The organism is Bifidobacterium sp. wkB338, from assembly GCF_003688325.1.
Classification (GTDB): domain Bacteria; phylum Actinomycetota; class Actinomycetes; order Actinomycetales; family Bifidobacteriaceae; genus Bombiscardovia; species Bombiscardovia polysaccharolytica.
Window position 1 is genome coordinate 1 of sequence record NZ_NPOR01000016.1, and the last position, 22,565, is coordinate 22,565.

Annotated in this window: 16 protein-coding genes and 1 tRNA gene; 12 read left to right on the forward strand and 5 right to left on the reverse strand. The window is 58.7% G+C overall.

Going from position 1 to position 22,565, the window contains the following annotated elements; translation table 11 throughout:
• The first annotated feature begins 385 nt into the window (after window positions 1-385).
• Both CI603_RS03635 and CI603_RS03640 read left to right on the forward strand, forming a co-directional pair.
• Window positions 386-805 carry a helix-turn-helix domain-containing protein gene (locus CI603_RS03635; RefSeq protein WP_121913082.1) on the forward strand — a complete coding sequence of 140 codons (420 nt, stop codon included), beginning with the start codon at window positions 386-388 and terminating at the stop codon, window positions 803-805.
• 3 nt (window positions 806-808) lie between these two features.
• On the forward strand, window positions 809-1,165 hold the full coding sequence (locus CI603_RS03640) for a hypothetical protein (protein ID WP_121913083.1): 357 nt from the start codon (window positions 809-811) through the stop codon (window positions 1,163-1,165).
• Between the two features lie 527 nt (window positions 1,166-1,692).
• Here CI603_RS03640 and CI603_RS09005 read toward each other — a convergent pair.
• Window positions 1,693-1,863, reverse strand: a complete 171-nt coding sequence (locus CI603_RS09005) for a hypothetical protein (protein WP_183122232.1) — start codon at window positions 1,861-1,863, stop codon at window positions 1,693-1,695.
• A 639-nt stretch (window positions 1,864-2,502) separates the two neighbouring features.
• Here CI603_RS09005 and CI603_RS03645 point away from each other — a divergent pair.
• The 6 genes from CI603_RS03645 to CI603_RS03675 all read left to right on the forward strand — a co-directional run bounded on the left by CI603_RS03645 (window position 2,503) and on the right by CI603_RS03675 (window position 10,607).
• Window positions 2,503-2,826, forward strand: a complete 324-nt coding sequence (locus CI603_RS03645) for a hypothetical protein (protein ID WP_220702254.1) — start codon at window positions 2,503-2,505, stop codon at window positions 2,824-2,826.
• Window positions 2,827-2,922: 96 nt separating this feature from the next.
• The gene (locus CI603_RS03650) at window positions 2,923-3,135 is read left to right on the forward strand and encodes a hypothetical protein (RefSeq protein ID WP_259465466.1); all 213 of its coding nucleotides are present in this window, start codon (window positions 2,923-2,925) and stop codon (window positions 3,133-3,135) included.
• A 3-nt stretch (window positions 3,136-3,138) separates the two neighbouring features.
• Window positions 3,139-3,342 carry a hypothetical protein gene (locus CI603_RS03655; protein ID WP_121913085.1) on the forward strand — a complete coding sequence of 68 codons (204 nt, stop codon included), beginning with the start codon at window positions 3,139-3,141 and terminating at the stop codon, window positions 3,340-3,342.
• A gap of 639 nt (window positions 3,343-3,981) precedes the next feature.
• Window positions 3,982-5,901: a tetracycline resistance ribosomal protection protein Tet(W) gene (gene tet(W), locus CI603_RS03665; protein WP_087193190.1), complete on the forward strand. Its 1,920-nt coding sequence runs from the start codon at window positions 3,982-3,984 to the stop codon at window positions 5,899-5,901.
• A gap of 224 nt (window positions 5,902-6,125) precedes the next feature.
• Entirely contained in the window at window positions 6,126-7,094 is a 969-nt protein-coding gene (locus CI603_RS03670) for an IS1595 family transposase (protein WP_072415811.1), read from the forward strand.
• Window positions 7,095-7,223: 129 nt separating this feature from the next.
• Window positions 7,224-10,607, forward strand: a complete 3,384-nt coding sequence (locus tag CI603_RS03675) for a DEAD/DEAH box helicase (protein WP_121913086.1) — start codon at window positions 7,224-7,226, stop codon at window positions 10,605-10,607.
• Between the two features lie 498 nt (window positions 10,608-11,105).
• Here CI603_RS03675 and guaA read toward each other — a convergent pair whose 3' ends face one another.
• Window positions 11,106-12,668, reverse strand: a complete 1,563-nt coding sequence (gene guaA / locus CI603_RS03680; RefSeq protein WP_121913087.1) for a glutamine-hydrolyzing GMP synthase — start codon at window positions 12,666-12,668, stop codon at window positions 11,106-11,108.
• Window positions 12,669-13,005: 337 nt separating this feature from the next.
• Between guaA and CI603_RS03685 the strand changes: the two genes are divergently transcribed.
• From CI603_RS03685 to CI603_RS03695, 3 genes are all read left to right on the forward strand, one after another.
• On the forward strand, window positions 13,006-15,480 hold the full coding sequence (locus tag CI603_RS03685) for a phosphoketolase (RefSeq protein ID WP_121913088.1): 2,475 nt from the start codon (window positions 13,006-13,008) through the stop codon (window positions 15,478-15,480).
• A 166-nt stretch (window positions 15,481-15,646) separates the two neighbouring features.
• The gene (gene pta / locus CI603_RS03690) at window positions 15,647-17,335 is read left to right on the forward strand and encodes a phosphate acetyltransferase (RefSeq protein WP_121913089.1); all 1,689 of its coding nucleotides are present in this window, start codon (window positions 15,647-15,649) and stop codon (window positions 17,333-17,335) included.
• A 190-nt stretch (window positions 17,336-17,525) separates the two neighbouring features.
• Window positions 17,526-18,752: an acetate/propionate family kinase gene (locus tag CI603_RS03695; protein WP_121913090.1), complete on the forward strand. Its 1,227-nt coding sequence runs from the start codon at window positions 17,526-17,528 to the stop codon at window positions 18,750-18,752.
• Between the two features lie 148 nt (window positions 18,753-18,900).
• On the opposite strand, the gene hisN is transcribed toward CI603_RS03695, so the two are convergent.
• Both hisN and aroA read right to left on the reverse strand, forming a co-directional pair.
• Window positions 18,901-19,701, reverse strand: a complete 801-nt coding sequence (gene hisN / locus CI603_RS03700) for a histidinol-phosphatase (protein WP_121913091.1) — start codon at window positions 19,699-19,701, stop codon at window positions 18,901-18,903.
• 32 nt (window positions 19,702-19,733) lie between these two features.
• Complete coding sequence (aroA, locus tag CI603_RS03705) at window positions 19,734-21,092, reverse strand: 3-phosphoshikimate 1-carboxyvinyltransferase (RefSeq protein WP_121913092.1); 1,359 nt, start codon at window positions 21,090-21,092, stop codon at window positions 19,734-19,736.
• Window positions 21,093-21,207: 115 nt separating this feature from the next.
• Between aroA and CI603_RS03710 the strand changes: the two genes are divergently transcribed.
• Window positions 21,208-21,281: transfer RNA gene (locus CI603_RS03710), tRNA-Pro, on the forward strand.
• Here the strand turns inward: CI603_RS03710 and CI603_RS03715 are convergent.
• On the reverse strand, window positions 21,273-22,559 hold the full coding sequence (locus tag CI603_RS03715; RefSeq protein ID WP_121913093.1) for an MFS transporter: 1,287 nt from the start codon (window positions 22,557-22,559) through the stop codon (window positions 21,273-21,275). The two genes, CI603_RS03710 and CI603_RS03715, sit on opposite strands and share 9 nt — an antisense overlap.
• Window positions 22,560-22,565 lie beyond the last annotated feature (6 nt).

Consider the following 22,565-nt stretch of genomic DNA (forward strand, 5'->3'; position numbering starts at 1 on the left):
GTGGTATTTACACCGAGAACTTTCTGGTTGTAACCGTTTTTCAAAAACTGCGTATACAAGTTTAACAATTCACGTGGCTACCCAGCTGATACTTGTATTCCTTATACATTCAATCAAAAAAAAAAGATCGTGGACAGTCCTTAATGGCAAGTGGTGCCAGTTGACATACATAGCTATTACGCTGGTTATTACTCCTCCTATCGCAATTTTATGCTCGGATGGAGGCCATCCTCATGGTCTTAATCCTTGCGTTCATTGCTGGCAGTTTAGCCAGCAAATCACTATTCCTAGCATCTACAGCTTTCAAAAAGAAGGAACGATAGTGATGGACAAAAACCGTTTATCATTCTTGACTGTTTAATCAAATAATGCTATCTTGGCGAGCATGGGTCGCAAGAGAAGCTTCGATGATGATGAGGTGCTTTCCCATGCACGCGAGGTTTTCTTGGAGCATGGCTATGAGGGCACGTCAATCGATGCTCTCGTCAAGGCCACGGGTCTGCTCCGAGGTAGTCTCTACGGTGCGTTCGGCAGCAAGCGTGGCATGTTCGTAGCTGCGCTACATGATGCAACGGATTCGGAGTCGAGGGATTCAAAAGTGCTCAATCTGATATTGGTGGCACTCATGGAGCTGTCAGATCATGATTTGGAGGTTCGTGGGCTGGTCAGGGATTACCTTGTGAGGCTGTCCAGATCGGGATCTGACGATACCAATGCTGTGACCGTTGATGTCGCCTCGCTCCTTGGTGAGACGCTGCTGCAGCGTGCACATATTCGGTTGCAGTCTGATGATGAAAGAAGATAAGTCATGAAAAACAAAGTGGCAATTGTCGGACAAACGCTGGAGATTGAACCGCAAGGCTTGGATAAGATATGGTCGTTCAAGGGGAAAATGGTGGTGCCGCTTGAGCATGTTCTCGGCGCGAGTGAGGATCCGGGCATTCTTGATGATGCCAAGGGGCTGCGTTCGCCCGGCCTTCATGTTCCCGGTAAATGGGCCGGCACCTACATTGAGCATGGAGAGAAGACATTCTGGAATGTCACCAGACCGGAAAGTCCCATCGTCATTCAACTCAAAGGCGAGCGCTATGACCGACTGGTGCTCGGGGTGGAGCAACCCCGCGAGCTGGTCAACCGGATCAACGCGGCCATCACTAAGCAATAAACGAAGATTTGCAGCAACTGAGTTTTTCTATCGACTATCGACGTTCGAATGTTTAGAAGACAGCCCAATGGACCGACATTCTAGTTACACCCAGTTTCCCGCGCTATCTGAAGCGCGTGCTGCCTAGTGACGCGACATCGCATTTCACTGGCTCGGGGACAAAACCTGAATTAGTTTCAAAACTTTTTGAAAATAAGAGCGTTAGTTTTCGTTTTTTGCTAGAAGGCTCGCAGACGGTCTTTCATGGCTCGATAGCGCTGAAAACGCCCGTTTTGAGACTCAACCGCTCTTTTGTGACCATGCCACGGGCTGCGACCGCAAGTGAATCAGCGCGGACAGCTTGCGAGCGGTTCGCAAAAACACAGGTCGCAGGTCATCGTCTTCTATGGGCGAGGTGAGTAGTCTCTAGTGGGTTGCCCTTGAGTTGGCGTTTTGGACGAAAGCCAGCCCACTCATCGGCTCTCGAATCAGAGAAACCAGTTAGAACAGAAGCCAATTTGAAACATCGAATGGACGAGCATCGAGGTTCAGATACAGGCCAACTTCACGAAAAACCCGATTCCGGCCCATTTCATAAAAGAGTCTCCTCTTTGCTTGCCGGAAACCCGCTTCGGCCAGTCGGGCGAATACTTGTCGCTGTACTCGTCAATCTTTGAGGTCTCTTTCGAAAGCAGCTCGAGGGCTTCGTCGAGATCCACGGCAAGTCCGTCCCTTCGAACCCGACTTTGAAAAGATGCATCTCATCATGCTGCTTGAATGCCGATTTGTCCTGCAGCAGGTAGAATCTCTCGCCGTTCACCTCGTTTGCCAGAACGGTCCTATCGAGCAGTTGATGCCCGCTCATCCGCACCAGCTTGCCCAGACGGCCCTCCCGCAATGTCCATGCCCCAGCCAATGGGCACCATTCCCTGGGTGCACCTGGGGTAATGGGCCGACAGGCCCATGGAAGGTCGCGCGCAGAACACAACAGCAAGCACGACAGAAGAAGTGAACGACAGGTGCCGAACCCCGGACGACAGTACCGCGGAAGACGAGTATTCCGACCAAAACCGAACAATTCTGGCAACTAGGCAGGCGCCCGTATGGGCACCTTTTACTTTTCAGGGACTTAGCTGCTAACTAAGGTATGCGGCTCATGACCGTTTCGTGAAGGCCCGACCAGCTCGACCCGACCCCGCTCCCGCCGGGTGCGCCACACGCTATCTGGCGGTTCAATCATCGCACAGACAAAAAGGCACAAGGTGCCGTGCGGTGTGGCTCGCGCGGTGCTGCGCCACACGTCCGTTGAGAGAAGGGGGCGAGCCGATGTTGGACTATGAAGAGAAGATGAAGAGAAGATGGAGCGTCGTGAGCTGCCTGACGCAGTGGCAGATGCTGGAAGGCTGGCGAGGGGCCTAGATCAGCTGCTCGAGTCCATGGCGCAGGCCGATCAACCTGACTCGCTCGAAGCCGAGGGAATCCTGGCCCTGATGTCGATAAGCGAGAGGTGTGTCGAGCGTATCAAGAACACCGTGGGCATCCTGGAGGCCCAGAACGAAATTCTTTACGCCGAGCAGCGGGCAACATCAAACCCCGCGAAAACCGAGGAGCGCGGCTCGGGTGGACACTACTCTGAATCCAATCGGGAGCTCCCTCCGCCGCCCGCCCTGCATAGAGCCTAGACATCGGCTATCCCTCTATTCCTAATGCCGCTCCGCACGGCTGCATTATAATGTTGAAAACACATTTATAGTGCATTCCGAGCGATGGGGGCGCAAATGTCGGACGGCTACAAAGAACTCATCAAGAGCAACCCCGACGAAACTGAGATCAGAATCTTCCTAGTGGACGGCGACCAGATCCCCGCGACCCTACGCATCCCCGACACCTTGCGTGACACAGCCAAGGAGGTGGCGGCCCTCCAGGACATGAGCTTCTCGGCATTCGCGCGCACGTGCATGCTCGAAGAGCTCGCGAAGAAGGGACAGTAGCCCGTGACCGAGCCAGTCCGTGACATGTCTGTCGAAGGCTTCATAGAGTCCTTCAACAACCAATACCCGACTTTCATTCTTGAGACATTACTGTGCGACCGCACTACGGGGCGCAACATCATATGGGCCGACAACGAATACGAGGCTCTGGGCGACGGCTACATGGGCGACGACGAGATAACCGTCGAGAATGCTCATGTACGGTAAGGAAGCAAGCAACCGAAAACAAGAGATAGACCGCCAGCACTACACTATTCCGAACCAAAGACCAAAAGATAAGCATTGTGGGAAAATCTAAACTTTTGGATTTTCCTACAATGCCAACTACGGCGGAATCCCTCCCACTCCTTATATCTTTCTGTATACATTGAATTTGTATTTAGTAAAATGCAGACAACACCACGGATCGGCTTTTGGTTGGACAATTCCAACCAAACACCACAGCAGACAGCAGAAAACATTCTGAACGCTAGGAAGCCGGTATGATTGTTACATATAAGGGGAAGAAAAATTTCTTTTAGGTACTTGCTTTCCTAAAACTGATGTGATACAATGATTTAAACCAGAAAAGGAGTAAAAAATATGCGGCAAGGTATTCTTAAATAAAACTATAATCAAATAGTGGGAACAAAGGATTATGATAGTCCCTTTTGTAGGGGCTTAGTTTTTTGTACCCAATTTAAGAATACTTTTGCCTTATCAATTTTGACATATCCCCAAAAACAGCACTCACAAACAGGTGTATGCTGTATATGTGTATGTCCGCAATTATCATCCCCAGTGGTAAAAGTATTTTACTGCTGGGGATTTTTATGCCCTTCGGGGCAGTAAAGGGAGGACAATCACATGAAAATAATCAATATTGGAATTCTTGCCCATGTAGACGCTGGAAAGACGACCTTGACGGAGAGCCTGCTATATGCCAGCGGAGCCATTTCAGAACCGGGGAGCGTCGAAAAAGGGACAACGAGGACGGACACCATGTTTTTGGAGCGGCAGCGTGGGATTACCATTCAAGCGGCAGTCACTTCCTTCCAGTGGCACAGATGTAAAGTCAACATTGTGGATACGCCCGGCCACATGGATTTTTTGGCGGAGGTGTACCGCTCTTTGGCTGTTTTAGATGGGGCCATCTTGGTGATCTCCGCTAAAGATGGCGTGCAGGCCCAGACCCGTATTCTGTTCCATGCCCTGCGGAAAATGAACATTCCCACCGTTATCTTTATCAACAAGATCGACCAGGCTGGCGTTGATTTGCAGAGCGTGGTTCAGTCTGTTCGGGATAAGCTCTCCGCCGATATTATCATCAAGCAGACGGTGTCGCTGTCCCCGGAAATAGTCCTGGAGGAAAATACCGACATAGAAGCATGGGATGCGGTCATCGAAAATAACGATAAATTATTGGAAAAGTATATCGCAGGAGAACCAATCAGCCGGGAAAAACTTGTGCGGGAGGAACAGCGGCGGGTTCAAGACGCCTCCCTGTTCCCGGTCTATTATGGCAGCGCCAAAAAGGGCCTTGGCATTCAACCGTTGATGGATGCGGTGACAGGGCTGTTCCAACCGATTGGGGAACAGGGGAGCGCCGCCCTATGCGGCAGCGTTTTCAAGGTGGAGTATACAGATTGCGGCCAGCGGCGTGTCTATCTACGGCTATACAGCGGAACGCTGCGCCTGCGGGATACGGTGGCCCTGGCCGGGAGAGAAAAGCTGAAAATCACAGAGATGCGTATTCCATCCAAAGGGGAAATTGTTCGGACAGACACCGCTTATCCGGGTGAAATTGTTATCCTTCCCAGCGACAGCGTGAGGTTAAACGATGTATTAGGGGACCCAACCCGGCTCCCTCGTAAAAGGTGGCGTGAGGACCCCCTCCCCATGCTGCGGACGTCGATTGCGCCGAAAACGGCAGCGCAAAGAGAACGGCTGCTGGACGCTCTTACGCAACTTGCGGATACTGACCCGCTTTTGCGCTGCGAGGTGGATTCCATCACCCATGAGATCATTCTTTCTTTTTTGGGCCGGGTGCAGTTGGAGGTTGTTTCCGCTTTGCTGTCGGAAAAATACAAGCTTGAAACAGTGGTAAAGGAACCCACCGTCATTTATATGGAGCGGCCGCTCAAAGCAGCCAGCCACACCATCCATATCGAGGTGCCGCCCAACCCGTTTTGGGCATCCATCGGACTGTCTGTTACACCACTCCCGCTTGGCTCCGGTGTACAATACGAGAGCCGGGTTTCGCTGGGATACTTGAACCAGAGTTTTCAAAACGCTGTCAGGGATGGTATCCGTTACGGGCTGGAGCAGGGCTTGTTCGGCTGGAACGTAACGGACTGTAAGATTTGCTTTGAATACGGGCTTTATTACAGTCCGGTCAGCACGCCGGCGGACTTCCGCTCATTGGCCCCGATTGTATTGGAACAGGCATTGAAGGAATCAGGGACGCAACTGCTGGAACCTTATCTCTCCTTCACCCTCTATGCGCCCCGGGAATATCTTTCCAGGGCTTATCATGATGCACCGAAATACTGTGCCACCATCGAAACGGTCCAGGTAAAAAAGGATGAAGTTGTCTTTACTGGCGAGATTCCCGCCCGCTGTATACAGGCATACCGTACTGATCTGGCCTTTTACACCAACGGGCGGAGCGTATGCCTTACAGAGCTGAAAGGATATCAGGCCGCTGTCGGTCAGCCGGTCATCCAGCCCCGCCGTCCAAACAGCCGCCTGGACAAGGTGCGCCATATGTTTCAGAAGGTAATGTAAAGATACATAATCGTCAAGACGGCAACAATCAGAAGTTATGGAGGGTAACAATGGAATATCCGAGAGTAGCGAATCGTGCGGGTCGCGGTAACCTCCCCGCACCCGCCTGACACCACTCGGGGTACCATGGGGATGCCAAACATAGATTTGCCCAAGCGGCCACCCGGTCCTATGTTTGGCGACATTCCTGGCTGGGTGGCCGCTTGGGCGGATAGGAATTCGCCATGGTCGCAAACCCCTACGGGGGCCTTGTCTCGTCGCTCGACGCCGACGGGTTCGAGGCCCTCTGCTCCGCAGTCGCCGAGAGAAGGTGCAGGGCCCTGATCGGAGCCGGGACCCTCGCCGAGGCCGCCGAGCTCTGGCGCCCGAGCCCGCCCTGCCCGTCGTGCGGCTTCCCCGACTGCTCGAGGGACGGCAAGACGCCCGCCGGGCGGCAGAGGTGGCGGTGCCCGAGGTGCGGGGAGGCCTTCTCGGCGCTGACGGGGACGGTGCTCGAGTCGAGCAACAAGGAGCTCCCCGTGTGGGAGCGCTTCATCACCTGCATGTGCTACAACGCGCCGGTCGACCTGGCTGCGGAGGTGTGCGGCATCGCCCATACCACGGCCTTCGAGTGGCGCCACCGCGTCTTCGCCACCGTGGACGGCTACCAGGACCGCCTGGTGCTGAGGGGGCGCGTCTGGATCGACGAGCTCTACCTCACCGACTCCGACATCGTCCGCAGCGCGGACTACGTGCCCAAGAGGGGCCTGTCGAAGAACAAGATCTGCATCGCGGTGGCCATCGACGCCTACAAGAACGCCGTCGTGGCCATATGCGGCCACGGCAAGCCCTCCTCAAGGCGCATCAGGGACGCGCTGCTGTCGCACATAGCGCCCGGTTCCGTCATCGTCCACGACATGGAGAAGGCCCACATGAGCCTCGTGAGGGCCGCCAAGTGCACCGACGAGGCGTACAAGGCAGACGTGAAGGACCCTGTGTACCTGGAGGCGATGGAGCTCGTGAACAACCTGTGCTCGTGGCTCAGGCGCTACCTATTCCGCTTCCCCGGGATGAAGAAGGGCAACCTGCAGTCCTACCTGAACTGGTTCGTGTACCTGTTCCGCGTCCGACGCGACGAGGAGAAATGGCCCAAAACGGCAAGGGTCATGCGCCATTTGCTTATGACCGATGCGCATTACCGCAGCTCAAGGTAGGTATAGGACCCGCACGATTCGCTACTCTCGGATTATTTCTGAGTTGGTAAAGGAGCGCTGATTTGACATGCAGATTATTGAAGGCTCTTATGGAAGTCCACATATGCTAACAAGGGAGATGAACTAGCCATGGCGGGCATCGACATCTCCCAAATCATCGAAACCACCGCTCCCGCGGTGCCGCAGATCTACGCCTACACTACGCCCGAGATCGCCCGTCATGATGGATGGACTAAGATCGGCTACACCGAGCAGGACGTGCGCGAGCGCATCAAGCAGCAGGCGCACACCGCTGACGTGCAGTGGCACCTGGAGTGGAGCGGCAACGCCACGTGGGAGCACCGCGCGGGCACGTTCCACGACACCGACTTCCATGCCTACCTCGAGAAGCAGGGCGTCGAGCGCGAACCCAAGAAGGAATGGTTCAAGATCAGCGGCGAGGAGTCTCACCAGCAGTTCTACCGGTTCCGCGACACCGACGGCGTGCTGGACGCACCCGGCGCCGCCTCCTACACCCTGCGCGACGAGCAGCAGCGCTCCGTGGAGCAAACGGGAGCCTTCGCCCGCGCCCATTGGGACGAGGGCGGCGCGCACGGCGGCGAGTTCCTGTGGAACGCAAAGCCGCGCTTCGGCAAGACGCTCACCGCATACGACCTGTGCCGCGACATCGGCGCGCAGAAGGTGCTCATCGTCACCAACCGCCCCGCCATCGCCAACTCCTGGTACGACGACTACGTGAAGTTCGTCGGAGTGGAGGGCGGCTACCGCTTCATCAGCGGCGTGGACGCCCTGGCCGGCAAGCCCTACTGCCTCAGCCGTGAGGAGTACCTGCGTGCCATCCGCAACGACCCGGAAGGCCCCAAGGGGTTCATCGAGTTCGTGAGCCTTCAGGACCTCAAGGGCTCCATCCGCTTCGGCGGCGTGTACCAGAAGCTCGACGAGGTGGCCGACCTCACCTGGGACGTGCTCATCATCGATGAGGCGCACGAGGGCGTGGACACCTTCAAGACCGACGTAGCGTTCGACCATATCAAGCGCCGCTTCACGCTGCACCTCTCCGGCACGCCCTTCAAGGCTATCGCAAACGAGAAGTTCGCCGACGACGCTATCTACAACTGGACCTATGCCGATGAGCAACAGGCCAAGCGCGACTGGCCTGCCGATTCCGAGCAGCCGAACCCCTACGCCAACCTCCCCAAGCTCAACCTGCTCACCTACCAGATGAGCGACATCGTCGAGCAGGAGGCCCGCGGCGGCATGGAGATTGACGGCGAGCAGACCGAGTTCGCCTTCGACCTCAACGAGTTCTTCTCGACCAAGCACAACGGCGGCTTCGTGCATGACGCCGACGTGGATAAGTTCCTCGACGCGCTCACCACGCAGGAGAAGTTCCCGTTCTCGACACCCGGGCTGCGCGACGAGCTGCGTCACACGTTCTGGATGCTCAACCGCGTCGACTCCGCCCGCGCGCTCGCCAAGAAGCTGAAGACGCACCCCATCTTCGGGGACTACGAGGTGGTGCTTGCCGCCGGCGACGGCAAGATCGACGCCGACGACGAGAACGAGAAGTCGCTCGACAAGGTGCGCCGCGCGATCAAGGACCACGACAGGACCATCACCCTTTCGGTCGGCCAGCTGACCACGGGCGTGACCGTGCCGGAGTGGACCGCCGTGCTCATGCTCTCGAACATGGCGAGCCCCGCACTGTACATGCAGGCGGCCTTCCGCAGCCAGAACCCGTGCCTGTTCGACCTGGGCGGCGGCAACTACGCACGCAAGGAGAACGCCTACGTCTTCGACTTCGACCCGGCGCGCACGCTCACCATCTTCGAGCAGTTCGCCAACGACCTGTACGGCGAGACCGCGCGCGGCGGCGGCGACGTGGAGACGCGCGAGCGCCATATCCGTCAGCTGCTGAACTTCTTCCCCGTCTATGGCGAGGACGATGAGGGCCAGATGGTCGAGCTCGATGCCGAGCAGGTGCTCAGCGTGCCGAGGCGCATCCACGCCCGCGAGGTGGTCAGGCGCGGCTTCATGAGCAACTTCCTGTTCCAGAATATCGCGAGCGTCTTCCGCGCGCCGGCAGAGGTCGTGGAGATCATCCAGCGCTTCGACCCCTACGAGCAGGGCAAGGCACAGAACGCCGAGAAGAACAAGGTCGAGATCGATGAGGGCACGGCACGCGATCTCTCCATCAACGACGAGGGCGAGGTGGAGATTCCCGACGAGCAGGTCGTAGGCAAGGCGGCGGACATCTTCGGGCCGAAGGTCTACGGCGATGTCGTCGTTGAGTTCTCGGGCCAGGTCCAAGATATCGCGAAGGCACACGCAGCCGATGACGACGACAGGGCGATGCTCGACAACCTCAAGGAGGCCTTCAAGCAGAGCGTGACCGCGCCTCTGGTTCAGGCCGCCAAGGAGAGCTACGGCAGCGGGCTCAAACCGCGCCAGCAGCAGCAGATCGAGCGCAAGGTCCAGGCGGACGCCGACATCCAACTCAACCGCCAGGTCGGCGACTACCAGATCCAGGCGCGCCGCATCGAGCAGTCGCGCAAGGACGAACTCAAGACTGCAACCAACGCAACCGAGCGCACCGAGGTGAACCAGCAGCATGACGAGCAGAAGGCTGAGGCGTTCCAGGCGCTCGCCCGGAAGCTCGAGGACTCCCGCGAGGAGCTCGTGCAGAGCGCCGGCGAGACCGTGGTGCGCGAGGTGGAGACGGCAAAGAAGGAAGACGAGAAGCAGGGCATCGAAGACAAGGTGCGCGCGCACCTGCGCGGCTTCTCGCGCACTATCCCGTCGTTCCTGATGGCGTACGGCGAGGAAGGCACGACGCTCGCGAACTTCGACACCGTGATTCCCTCCGACGTTTTCCAGGACGTCACGAGCATCACCGTGGACGAGTTCCGTTTCCTGCGCGACGGCGGTGACTACACCGACGCCGAGACCGGCGAGACGAGGCACTTCGTCGGGCACCTCTTCGACGAGGTAGTGTTCAACGACTCCGTGAGCGAGTTCATCAAGCTGCGCGAACGCCTGGCCAACTACTTCGACGAGACCCAGACGGAGGACATCTTCGACTACGTGCCGCCCCAGAAGACCAACCAGATCTTCACGCCGCGCAACGTCGTGGTCGAGATGGTGGACCTTTTCGAGAAGGAGAACCCGGGCTGTTTCGACGACCCGAGCCACACCTTCGCCGACCTATACATGAAGTCTGGCCTGTACATCGCTGAGATCATCAAGCGGCTGTATCGAAGCAACGGCATGAAGGCCGCTTTCCCGGATGACCGCGAGCGACTGGACCATATCCTGGAGCGCCAGGTGTTCGGTATCGCGCCCACCAAGATCATCTACGAGATCGCCACACACTTCATCCTGGGCTTCCACGACGAGGTCGGCCAGGGATGCGACTCGAACTTCGAGCTCGTGGACTCCGCGGAGCTTGCCAAGGAGGGCACGCTGGACGCCTACGTTGCACGCGTCTTTGGGCCCAAGCTGAGCGAGGCGTAAAGCGCGTGACGGACATAGTCGACAGCCTTCAGGACGGGCGTGCGGAGGCAGCGCGTGCAGCGGGGCTTACACATCGGCATGTGGCGGCACTTCGCGGCATTTCCCCTGGCTACCCCCGCTTTTCTTAAGACAGTGAGATTCTTCACTCCCCATTGACCACATTAATCGCCTGGAAAAACACCATATGGAGACCTCTGAAAAGCTCATTGAGTTCGATTTGAGTTTTACAGGCCCAGAAACGACCCTGTTTCGCCTCGGAGACAAAAACCGCGCTTCTACCCACTCGGGATAAATCTTTACCCCAATTCCTCCGAATACCGCCCAGTGCTTTGCTGTCTTGAGGGACGTGGAATATTGAATGAAATCGCAGATGAGGGGGGGGGGGGGTAAAGGCGATGGAAAAGCCTTCGTACCCACACAGGAACGGAGGCTTGATTAATAGAGTTTACTCAACGGCACTGTGCGGCACTCAAAAGTGCAGGTCAAAGCCCTGTCAGTCTACTCCCACTCGATGGTTGCCGGAGGCTTGGAGGTGCAGTCCAGGACCACACGATTGATGCCCGGGCACTCGTTGGTTATGCGTGTGGAAATAGTGGCCAGCACATCATAGGGCAGACGCGTCCAGTCAGCGGTCATGGCGTCCTCGGAAGAGACCGGACGCAGCACGATCGGAGAACCATAGGTACGCTCGTCGCCCTGCACACCTACTGAATGCACATTGGCCAGCAGCACCACCGGGCACTGCCAGATCTGCCGATCCAGCCCAGCCTTGGACAACTCTTCGCGGGCGATGGCATCGGCTTCGCGCAGGGTCTCCAAACGTTCGCAGGTGATCTCGCCGATGATGCGGATGCCCAGACCGGGGCCCGGGAAAGGCTGACGCCAGACGATCTGGTCAGGCAGGCCCAGTTCGGTGCCGATGGCCCGGACCTCGTCTTTGAAGAGGGTGCGCAGGGGCTCGATCAGCTGGAACTTGACGTCCTTGGGCAGACCGCCCACGTTGTGGTGGGATTTGATATTGGCCGCTCCGTCTCCACCGCCCGATTCGACCACGTCGGGGTAGAGCGTGCCCTGCACCAGGAACTTGACCTCCTTGCCGGTCTTGCCGGCCTCCTCGATCACCTGCCGCTGAGCCTTTTCAAAGGTGCGGATGAACTTCTCTCCAATGATCTTGCGCTTGCGCTCAGGCTCGGAAACGCCCTTGAGCGCGCTCAGGAAGTCCTGCGAAGCATCCACGGCAATCAGTTTGATGCCAGTGGCCGCCACGAAATCATGCTTGACCTGTTCGGCCTCCCCCTTGCGCAAGAGCCCATGATCAACAAAGACACAGGTCAGCTGGTCACCGACGGCCCTGTGGACCAGAGCGGCCGCCACGGCTGAATCGACGCCGCCCGACAGGCCGCAGATGACCTGGTCGTCACCCACCGTGCGACGGATCTTCTCAACCTGTTGCTCGATGATGCCTGAGGCGTTCCAGTCCGACGGCAGTCCGGCGCACTGATGCAGGAAGCGGTCGATCAGGTCCTGCCCCAGAGGAGTGTTGGTCACCTCGGGATGCCACTGGACCCCGTACAGCCCCCGGGAAGGATCCTGCATGGCGGCCACCGGAGCACCCTCGGTATGCGCCAGAACCTCAAATCCTTCAGGCGCACGGTTGACGGCGACACCGTGGCTCATCCATACATCCTGCCGTGCGGGTGAATCTTGCAGTATCCCCCTGGCACTGTCAATAAAGGCCTCGGTCTTGCCATACTCCCCCAGGGCCGCCTTGTCCACCTCGCCGCCCAGCTCATGAGCCATGACCTGGAAGCCATAGCAGATGCCCAGCACAGGCACCCCCGACTCGAAAATCCTCTTATCAATGGTAGGCGCCCCATCCACGTAGACGGAGGCCGGGCCGCCGGAGAGGATGACCGCCTTAGGATCCTTAGCCAACATCTGCTCCAGGCTCATCGAATGAGGCACCAGCTCGGAGTAGACCCCTGCCTCCCTGACTCGACGAGCGATCAGCTGAGCGTACTGCGCACCGAAATCGACCACCAGGACGGGACCCTGTGCCATATGACTCCTTATATATAGGTATGTTGTATCTGCCATGGATGTCCGGGAGCGGCGAACCAACGTCTGCGGACAAGTCCAGTATGGTTGCAGTTTTCGACAATGCTACCGTGATTGAGCCCTCATCGGCACCCCCGGTGGAAATTCATGTCTGTAAGCAGACAATTCCCTCGCATTTTCTCACAAGAGCGAACACACACTGCAAGAAAACGTTCAGAAAAGTCTGCTCGTTCACGTACGATGTAGGCATTGGGTACGAACCCGACGGATGCCTGAAATGACACCGTACGAGCCCGTAACCGAAGTAAATAAACAATCGCACTAAAGTGCAGGAGTACACATGACGAATCCTGTTATCGGCACCCCTTGGGCGAAGCTGGAGACCCCAATCGCCGAGGAGACCCTCGAGGCCGTCGACAAGTATTGGCGGGCGGCCAACTATCTTTCCATCGGACAGATTTATCTTCGCAGCAACCCCCTGATGAAGGAGCCCTTCACTCGGGAGGATGTCAAGCATCGTCTGGTCGGCCACTGGGGTACCACCCCCGGCCTGAACTTCCTGCTGGGCCATATCAACCGTCTGATCGCCGACCATCAGCAGAACACCGTTATCATCATGGGTCCCGGCCACGGCGGCCCCGCAGGCACCTCGCAGTCCTACCTGGATGGCACCTACAGCGAGTACTACCCCAAGATCACCAACGATGAAGCTGGCCTGCAGAAGTTCTTCCGTCAATTCTCTTACCCGGGAGGCATCCCCTCCCACTTCGCGCCTGAGACCCCCGGATCCATTCACGAGGGCGGCGAGCTGGGCTATGCCCTCTCCCACGCCTACGGCGCCATTATGAACAACCCCAGCCTCTTCGTGCCCTGCATCGTAGGCGACGGCGAGGCCGAAACCGGCCCGCTGGCCACCGGCTGGCAGTCCAACAAGCTGGTCAACCCTCGCACCGACGGCATCGTCCTGCCCATCCTGCACCTGAACGGCTACAAGATTGCCAACCCGACCATCCTTTCGCGCATCTCCGACGAGGAGCTGCATGAGTACTTCCATGGCATGGGCTATGAGCCCTTCGAGTTCGTTGCAGGGTTTGACGATGAGGACCATCTGTCCATCCACCGTCGCTTCGCCGACATGCTGGAGACCGTCTTCGACAAGATCTGCGATATCAAGGCCCGGGCCGAAACCGACGACATGACCCGTCCCTTCTACCCCATGATCATCTTCCGCACACCCAAGGGCTGGACCTGCCCCAAGTTCATCGACGGCAAGAAGACCGAGGGATCCTGGCGCGCCCACCAGGTGCCGCTGACCTCCGCCCGCGACACCGAGGCCCACTTCCAGATCCTCAAGAACTGGCTGGCCTCCTACAAGCCCCAGGAGCTTTTCGACGAAAAGGGCGCCCTGCGTCCCGAGGTCACCAGCTTCATGCCCAAGGGTGACCTGCGCATCGGTGAGAACCCCAACGCCAACGGCGGTCGGCTGCTCAAGCCGCTGGAGCTGCCTGACATCCACGACTACGAGATCGACATTAAGAAGCACGGCCACGGCTGGGGCGCCACCGAGGCCACCCGCGTCCTGGGCTACTACACCCGCGACGTGCTGGCCAAGAACCCCACCGACTTCCGCATCTTCGGGCCCGATGAGACGGCTTCGAACCGCCTGGCCGCCGCCTACGAAGTGACCAACAAGCAGTGGGATGCCGACTACCTGTCGGAGCTGACCGACGAGCATATGGCTCATACCGGCCAGGTCATTGAGCAGCTCTCCGAGCACCAGATGGAAGGCTTCCTGGAGGGCTATCTGCTGACCGGACGCCACGGCATCTGGAGCTCCTACGAGTCCTTCGTGCACGTCATCGACTCCATGATCAACCAGCACGCCAAGTGGCTGGAGGCCACCGTCCGCGAAATCCCGTGGCGCAAGCCTATCGCCGGACTGAACCTCCTGGTCACCTCGCACGTCTGGCGTCAGGACCACAACGGATTCTCCCACCAGGATCCAGGCTTCGTCGACATCCTGCTGAACAAGAACTTCAACAACGATCACGTGGTCAACATTTACTTCCCCGCCGACGCCAACATGCTGCTGAACGTGGGCGAGCGTTGCTACAAGTCGACCAACTGCATCAATGCCATCTTTGCCGGCAAGCAGCCCGCCGCCACCTACCAGAGCGTGGACGAGGCCGCTGCCGAGCTGGAGAAGGGTGCCGCCCGCTGGGATTGGGCCTCCAATGCCAAGGATGCCGAGGATGCTGATGTGGTCATCGCCACTGCAGGTGACATCCCCACCCAGGAGGCACTGGCCGCAGACGACATGTTGCAGAAGCTGGGCCTCAAGGTCCAGTTCGTCAACGTGGTCGACCTGCTGAAGATTCAGGACACCGAGGAGAACGATCAGGCCCTGTCCGACGAGGAGTTCACCGAGCTCTTCAGCAAGGACAAGCCGGTCCTGTTCGCCTTCCACGCCTACCCCGGCTCCATCTACCGCCTGATTCACGGACGTCCCAACCACGACAACTTCTCCGTGCACGGCTACGAGGAGCAGGGCTCCACCACCACGCCGTTCGACATGGTGCGCGTCAACGACATGGATCGCTGGTGCTTGGCCGCCTCCGCCCTGAAGTTGGTGGACGCCGGCAAGTACGCCGACCAGATCGACAAGTGGACCAAGTTCCGCGACGAGGCCTTCCAGTTCGCCGTGGACAAGGGCTACGACCACCCCGATTACACCGATTGGGTCTGGCCCGATGCCAACCGCGCCGGCCAGGAGACCATCTCCGCCACCGCCGCGACCGCCGGAGATAACGAGTAATACACTGATCCGACCCTGGAACCGCCCGTCATGCGTAACCCGCGTGGCGGGCGGTTCCTCTATTACGGCTTTTTACGGCCTGGAAAATCACTGATGGCCCTATACTGGACAAGGTTGTGAACAAAGCAGTCATCGAGACAGCCACGTCCGGACAGGAGAAGACACCGTGAGTCTTGCAAGCATCACCATCATTAGCCCAGAAGCCGCCAACGGCCGCAATGTTGTGGCCTACGGCCTGACCAAGGCTTTGAGCGCCAAAGCCAAAACGGCCGTATTCAGGCCAATCGCCTGCAGGAAGCACCAGCTGACCCCGGAACTGGTTGCAGCCAGCTCATTCCCTGACACGGACCCTGAAATCTGCCGTGGCAAGTGCCCTGGGCACGCCACTGAGGACCCCATGCAGACCCGGGCCGATGTCCTTAACGCTTATGACGGGCTGGTGGAGGCCACCCATCCCGAGCGCGTTCTAATCGTAGGCAGCGATGCTTCAAAGTTCTTCGATCCTGGCTTGTTTGCTCTGAATGCGCAGATTGCTGCCGACCTGAGGTCTCCGGTCATGTTGGCCGTCTGCACCATCGGCAGGGAACCCCGTCAGGTGATGAAGACCGTGGCTGCCTGCCGCAGAACCATCGAGGCGCAGGGAGCAGTGCTGGCAGGAGTCTTCATCACCGGATGCCAGCCTGAGCAGAAGGCGCCTCTCAACCAGGCCTTCCAGGAGTACGATCTACCGACCTGGACCGTCACCAAGATGGACTTCGACACGGATCCGTCCGCCGACCAGGCCCGCCAGGCCACCAGCCAAACATTCCAGCAGGAGGTGGACATCGACCAGGTGCTGAAGGCCGCCCAAGCCGCCAGCCCCAAGGCCACCACGCCTGTGGCCTTCCAGAACGATCTGCTGGCCAAAGCCAAGGCCGACAAGAAGACCATAGTCCTGCCTGAGGGCGGCGAGGACCGCATCATCAAGGCCGCCGACTACCTGCTGGCGCGCAACATAGTCGATCTGATCATCGTGGGCGACAAGGATTCCATTCTCGCGCGTGGCAAGGAGCTTGGCCTCAACAACCTGGACAAGGCCGCTTTCCAGCCCATGGACGACGAGCAAGTGCTGGCCCCCATGGTCGATCGCCTCTGCCAGCTGCGCGCCAAGAAAGGCATGACTCCGGAGCAGGCGCGCAAGCAACTTGCCGATCCTTCCTACTTCGGCACCATGCTGGTGGTGCTGGGCAAGGCCGACGGCCTGGTGTCCGGCTCCATCAACTCCACAGCCAACACTGTCCGCCCCGCCCTGCAGGTGATCAAGACCAAGCCGGGCGCATCTCTGGTATCCGGAGCCTTCCTCATGTGCTTCCCCGACCATGTGGCGGTCTTTGCCGACTGCGCCATCAACCTCAACCCATCGTCCGAGCAACTGGCCGACATCGCCATCCAGTCGGCCCAAACCGCTCGCTCCTTCGGTGTGGACCCGCGCGTAGGCATGCTTTCCTACTCCACCCTGGGATCAGGCAAGGGCCCGGATGTCGACCTGGTTGAAGAGGCAACCCGCCTAGCCAAGGAGAAGGCGCCGGACCTGCCCATCGTGGGCCCCATCCAGTTCGACGCGGCTTGGTCCCCCACTGTGGCAGCCACCAAGGCCAAGGGTGATCCGGTTGCCGGAAAGGTCAATGTTTTCGTCTTCCCCAGTCTCAGCGCCGGCAACATCGGCTACAAGGCCGTACAGCGCACCTCGGGCGCTCTGGCCATCGGACCGGTCCTACAGGGTCTGAATAAGCCGGTAAACGACCTTTCACGCGGTGCATTGGTTGCCGACATCATCAACACCGTAGCCCTGACCGCCGTCGAGGCCCAGGACTGATCGCCGTCCCTGTAACGTCTCCATAAACCTCTGGGGCTGCCACTGGATCCTACCTCCAAAACGGATCCAGAAGCAGCCCCAAAATCATGTCAGCCCGGCAATATACCGCTCCTTGTAAGGGCCGACGAGTAATCTTGAAGACTGATTGAAGAGCGCAGGCTCTATACAAGCACATCAGGAGGATGCCCCAATGGCGAAAACCGTCCTAGTCATCAATTCGGGTTCAAGCTCGATCAAGTACCAGCTGGTCGATCTGGAGACCAGCCAGAGCCTGGCCTCGGGTCTGGTCGAGAAGATCGGCGAGCCCACCGACGGCCATTACAAGCATGAGGTCAACGGCGAAAAGCACGAGCTTGAGGAGCCCATCCACGACCATGAGGTCGGGCTCAAGCGTGTCCTGGGCTTCTTCAAGGAGTATGGACCTGATCTGGACAAGGCCGGCATCATCGCCGTTGGCCACCGTGTCGTCCAGGGTGGAGCCATCTTCCCCAAGCCTGCACTCCTGACCAAGAAGACCCTGAGTCAGGTTAAGGATCTGGCTGTGCTGGCCCCTCTGCACAACGGACCAGAGGCAGAGGGCGCCGAAGTCATGAGCCGGCTGATGCCCCAGACCCCGCAGGTCTTCGTCTTCGATTCCTCCTTCTTCTTCGAGCTGCCCAAGAAGGCCTCCACCTACGCTCTCAACAAGGACATTGCCAAGCAGTACCACATCCGTCGTTACGGCGCCCACGGAACCAGCCACCAGTATGTGGGCCAGCTGGTTCCCGGTCTGCTGGGCAAGCCTGCAGAAGGCCTGCGGCAGATCGTCCTGCACATCGGCAACGGTGCTTCCGCTTCGGCGCAGGTCTCCGGGCATCCCGTCGAGACCTCCATGGGTCTGACCCCACTGGAGGGCCTGGTCATGGGCGGCCGCACCGGCGACATCGATCCTGCTGTTGTCTTCCACCTGATCCGCAACGCCCACATGAGCGTGGATGAGCTGGACACCCTCTTCAACAAGCGCTCCGGCATGACCGGCCTGACCGGCCATGGCGACATGCGCGAGGTCCACAAGCTGATCGCCGAGGGCGATGAGGATGCCAAGCTGGCCCTTGACATCTATATCCACCGCATCGTCGGCTACATCGGCAACTACACGGCCCAGATGGGCGGCCTGGATGCCATCACCTTCACAGCCGGCGTGGGCGAGAACGATGAGATCGTGCGTCGCCGGGTCGTCGAACAGCTGGAGCCCTTCGGCGTGAAGCTGGACCAGGAGAAGAACGACCAGCGGTCCAAGGAGGCCCGGATCATCTCCACCCCCGACAGCACGGTCGCCGTCTGCGTCATCCCCACCAACGAGGAGCTCTCCATCGCCCGCCAGGCAGAGGTCGTCGCCAGCCAGGGCGATGCCTACGGCAACAAGTTCCGGGCCTGACCTTTGACCGGACTTGTCCTCTCAATCTCACTAATTGGTTGAAGGATAGATGATTGTGATTGAGTCTTGGTTCTAAGAACTTGGTCTTAAGAACGAAGAAGGTCGGTGACCACAGTAATGTATGTGGTCACCGACCTTCTTGTATATGTCAATCCCCCAGGGCCGCCAAGGCCTCCTCGTGCAGAAGACCATTGCTGGCAAGGCCATTGCCACCCCAAGGACCCGGGTTGCCTGCCAAGTCAGTGAAGCTGCCCCCTGCCTCGGTCACGATGGGGACCAACGCACCCATGTCATAGAGGTCAAGCTCCGGCTCTGCCGCCAGATCGATAGCCCCCTGAGCCAAGAGCATGTATTGCCAGAAGTCGCCGAAACCACGCAGGCGCCAGATCCGATCGGTCAAGTCAAGAAGCCGCTCCCGACGTCCTATGGCTTTCCACCCAGTCAGCGACGATATGGACATGGAGGCGTCTTCCATCCGGTTCACATTTGATACGTGGATGGCCCTGGGGGCTTCGCCCTGACGCGCCATGTAGGCTCCCTGACCCCGTGCAGCGTACCAGCAGGTGCCCAGCATGGGGGCCGATACCGTGCCGACCACCATCTGATGGTCTACCTCCAAGCCAATCAGAGTCGCCCAGACGGGGACTCCGCGCACATAGTTCTTGGTCCCGTCAATCGGATCGACGATCCACCGTCTGCCGTTGGACTCCTGCTTTCCCAGCTCCTCGGCATAGATGCTATCGTTCGGCCTTGTTCGGGCCAAAACGCGACGAATCACCGCCTCCGCCTCTTTGTCAGCCTGGGTGACCGGGGTATTGTCCGCCTTGCGTTCCACCTTAAGATCTGGCGACTTGAAGTAGCCCACGGTGACCTGATCGGCCTGATCGGCCATGGCGATGGCCAGATCCAGATCCTCCTGCCAGGTCTGCCTTTCATCCTCGATGCTCATAACACGGCTCCTTTCGCCTGAATCGCTCTGGTTCAGCCTTGACCCTCGTTTGCCAGCATCCGCTTCCACATACCCGGGAAGTCAGGCATGGTCTTGGCCGTGGTGCCGATGTTGCGCACCCGGATGCCATGTATCTTAAGACCAATCATTGCGGCGAAAGTAGCCATACGATGGTCGGCATAGGTCTCCATGACGGCCCCGTGCATACGCTGAGCCGGAACGGGCTCAATGGCCAGGCCATCATCCAGTTCGCGGGCTTGGCCTCCTATTTTGGTGATTTCCGTGGCCAGCGCCTTCAGCCGGTTGGTCTCATGACCACGCAGGTGGCCGATGCCGTGCAGGCGACTGGGCCCGTCTGCGAAAACCAGGATGGCTGCAATAGAGGGCACGATCTCCCCTGCCGGAGACAGATCGAAGTCGCCGAGCCCATGGATGGCTTCCCCTCCGGTCACCCTGCAGGTGGCGCTACCCTGTCCGTCGGGAACCATGTCTACCTTCGCACCCATGGTCTCCAGATATCCGGGCAACAACCCGCCTGGCTGCGTGGTATCGTCTGGCCAGTTGGGCACACTGACTTGTCCGCCACCTATCAGAGCCGCTCCCAGGAAGGGGGCCGCATTCGACAGGTCGGGCTCCACCTGGACCTGATCAGGCAGCTGCGTCCCAGCAAATCCCCTGCCTTCAACGCTCCACCTGCAACGGTCGGGATTGGCCTGAACCTGGACTCCGGCCTGACGAAGGTCCTCAACAGTCATGGCGATGTGTGGAAGGCTGGGAAGATGCTGGCCAGAGTGGACGATGGTCATAGTGCCATCAGCCCTAGAAGCCAGGAGCAGGAGGCCGGAAATGAACTGCGAGGATGCCGATGAGTCTACGGTCACCTCCTTGCCTACCAGGCGATCCGGCGGTGTGAGCACAAAGGGCAAGAAGCCTTCCTGGCCCAGGTACTCGATCCTGGCTCCCAACTGGGTCAGGCCGTCCAACAGGGGCCTCATAGGTCGCCGATAGGCCTGCTGGTCCCCGTCGAAGTGTGTGGGGCCATCAGCCAGCATGGCCAGACCCGGCACGAAACGCATAACAGTTCCAGCCAGTCCGCATTCTACCCGGGCGCCGCCACGGAAACGTCCGCCTGCCGGTGGAACAACTGTCACTTCTGTGGGACTGTTCGGGTCAACCCGACAGCCCACGCCAAGGGCCTCCAGAGCCTGAATCATCAGGTCCGTATCACGTGACCTGAGTAGACCAGTCAACCTGACAGGGCAACTTCCCAGGGCCGCCAAAATCAGATACCTGTTCGAAAGGGACTTGCTCCCCGGTATGGTCACCGTTGCATCCAAGGGGCCACCCGCCTGCGGCGCCGCCCATGTCTCTTCCACTGTCATGGTCACCATGGTAACCGTAGGCGCAGAGCTGTTTCCGCTCCCTGCTCACCCCTAGAGGTCCAGTGGGGACCCGACCCTGTGCTATATTGATACATTGTGCCCATACGGTGATACTGATGGGCGCCGGGCTATAGCGCAGCTTGGTAGCGCGCCTGCTTTGGGTGCAGGATGTCGCCGGTTCAAATCCGGCTAGCCCGACTTTTGCTTTTGTCCCATGTCGGGAGTCGTATCATTGGCATTCATGCCCAGCAATCCTGTAAGGAGAATCGTCAGAGCCAGAAGGCCCGTCAGACTCGCATAAATCGACATGGTGATGGCGATGCCGACCAGATTTCCCAGCGTTAGAAAAATCATTTGCCCCAGAGGCGCCCCTACCATCATGACAGTCTGTACCACTCCCATAGTTGCAGCCAGGTGGTCCTCGCCCACTGTGCTGATGAGCATGGTCATGAACCGAGGGTTGATCTTGCCCAAAAGATAGTTCATGACCAGGAGCGGGAGGAACAGCAGGGCAGGAATGTGCAGCCAGACCAGGTTGACCCCCACCATGGCGGCTGCGGCCATGACTCCGGTCAGCAAATGGGCCATGGGCAGCCGCCTGAGCGGATCTGCGGCAAGGAGTGCGCCAAGGATTAGTCCAAGCGAGGAGATGCCGTTGATTACGGCTATGGTTGTGCCGTAGCTTCCCCACCAGACCTCGGGCATGGAAATCAGCCCCAGATTGAGCAGGGGCTGCAGAGCCGTCCCCAGAAGGTTGACCAGACACCCGAAGCCCACCATCAGGACCAGGAATGTAGAGCTGCGGAACTCCCCCAAGGCCATACGGAGGCTGGAGGACAGGCCCACATGCTTGCCCACAGGTGAACCATTGCCTGTGACCTCCGCCCTGGCGAATGCCTTATAGCCAATGGCCACCAAAATTCCCGCCAGCAGAAAGGTGGCAGCATTGATCAGCGCGAATACAGCGAATCTGTTGCCCAGGATAGCGATCAACACCGCACCTCCGCCTGCACTGATGACAGCCGCGACATTGGATGCAGCGGAGGTGATTGAGGTCGCCTGATGGAGCTGGCCTGGCTGGACCAGGTGTTTGAGGACCGGCATCCACAGACTGCCTGCATATCCCTCCAACATGGAAGATGTCATGTCCATGGCTACCAGCAGCAGAAAGACGGGCAAACTCTTGGACCTGCCGATTGTCATGGCCATAGCCAGGTAAATACACACCTGAATCAGCTTGATCACCACTTGCATCCGTGTCTTGTGCGCGGTCCTGTCGGCCAAGTATCCGGTCAGAATGGCCGTCAGCGTTGGCGCCACCCAGGCCATTGAAGCTATGGAGACGGCTAGTCCGGCAAAGGGCATGGTCTGGGCATAGACGATGAAGACGATGTTGAAAAGCTCGCCTCCGACCGTATTAAACAGACTGGCCAGAACCATGGTCACGAAAGGCTTGTTCTTCAGAAGTTCCTGCATGGTCGG

What these genes read in the sequence shown, in the direction of transcription:
- CI603_RS03635 (WP_121913082.1), top strand. Translation starts at nt 386, where the DNA reads ATGGGTCGCAAGAGAAGCTTCGATGATGATGAGGTGCTTTCCCATGCA.
- CI603_RS03640 (WP_121913083.1), top strand. Translation starts at nt 809, where the DNA reads ATGAAAAACAAAGTGGCAATTGTCGGACAAACGCTGGAGATTGAACCG.
- CI603_RS03645 (WP_220702254.1), top strand. Translation starts at nt 2,503, where the DNA reads ATGGAGCGTCGTGAGCTGCCTGACGCAGTGGCAGATGCTGGAAGGCTG.
- CI603_RS03650 (WP_259465466.1), top strand. Translation starts at nt 2,923, where the DNA reads ATGTCGGACGGCTACAAAGAACTCATCAAGAGCAACCCCGACGAAACT.
- CI603_RS03670 (WP_072415811.1), top strand. Translation starts at nt 6,126, where the DNA reads ATGGTCGCAAACCCCTACGGGGGCCTTGTCTCGTCGCTCGACGCCGAC.
- CI603_RS03675 (WP_121913086.1), top strand. Translation starts at nt 7,224, where the DNA reads ATGGCGGGCATCGACATCTCCCAAATCATCGAAACCACCGCTCCCGCG.
- guaA (WP_121913087.1), bottom strand. Translation starts at nt 12,668, where the DNA reads ATGGCACAGGGTCCCGTCCTGGTGGTCGATTTCGGTGCGCAGTACGCT.
- CI603_RS03685 (WP_121913088.1), top strand. Translation starts at nt 13,006, where the DNA reads ATGACGAATCCTGTTATCGGCACCCCTTGGGCGAAGCTGGAGACCCCA.
- CI603_RS03695 (WP_121913090.1), top strand. Translation starts at nt 17,526, where the DNA reads ATGGCGAAAACCGTCCTAGTCATCAATTCGGGTTCAAGCTCGATCAAG.
- hisN (WP_121913091.1), bottom strand. Translation starts at nt 19,701, where the DNA reads ATGAGCATCGAGGATGAAAGGCAGACCTGGCAGGAGGATCTGGATCTG.
- aroA (WP_121913092.1), bottom strand. Translation starts at nt 21,092, where the DNA reads ATGGTGACCATGACAGTGGAAGAGACATGGGCGGCGCCGCAGGCGGGT.
- CI603_RS03715 (WP_121913093.1), bottom strand. Translation starts at nt 22,559, where the DNA reads ATGCAGGAACTTCTGAAGAACAAGCCTTTCGTGACCATGGTTCTGGCC.